The organism is Vibrio sp. 03_296 (assembly GCF_002265885.1).
In genome coordinates, this window is sequence record NZ_NPKW01000823.1 from 1 (window position 1) to 821 (window position 821).

At 50.1% G+C, this 821-nt stretch carries 1 pseudogene; it reads right to left on the reverse strand.

The window, feature by feature from the left end:
• Positions 1-821, reverse strand: a pseudogene (locus CIK04_RS28160) (iron-containing alcohol dehydrogenase); the annotation flags it as partial.

The window sequence follows — 821 nt, forward strand, 5'->3', positions numbered from 1 at the left end:
ATCTCTTCGTGTGTCGCTTGTTTCGGGTTGGTGAAACCGCAGGCATCTTTCAACGCATTGTCGGCAAGTGTTGGAATGTCTTCCAGTTTCGCGCCAAGTTCGCGAATTCCTGTTGGGATACCAACATCTTTCGCGAGTTGCACAATGGCTTCGATCGCTGCGTCTGCACCTTGCTCTGCGCTCATACCTTCAACATTGACACCCATTGCTTTGCGACGTCGCGTAGACGCTTCAGGCAACTTGTGCGTTGTAGCGTTGTACGTGTGGCAACAAGATTGCGTTACATACACCGTGAGGTAGGTCGTAGAAGCCACCCAACTGGTGTGCCATTGCGTGTACATAGCCCAATGATGCGTTGTTAAATGCCATACCTGCCATGAACTGTGCGTAAGCCATTTGCTCACGCGCTTCAATATCTTCACGTGCGCAACCGCAGTACGAAGGTGAGCTTGGATAAGCTCAATCGCTTTGATTGCAACTGCATCAGTAATCGGCGTTGCAGCAATAGAAACGTAAGCTTCTACCGCGTGAGTCAGTGCATCCATACCCGTTGCTGCGGTGAGTGATGCAGGTTTTGCTAGCATCAATTCTGGGTCGTTTACTGAGATAAGTGGCGTTGTGTGTTTATCGACGATCGCCATTTTAATATGACGTGCTTCATCGGTGATGATACAGAAGCGAGTCATTTCAGAGGCCGTACCCGCCGTTGTATTGATAGCAATCAGCGGTAGCATTGGTTTCGCTGATTTGTCGACACCTTCGTAATCGGCAATGGCGCCACCATTTGAAGCCACCAATGCGATACCTTTGGCGCAGTCGTG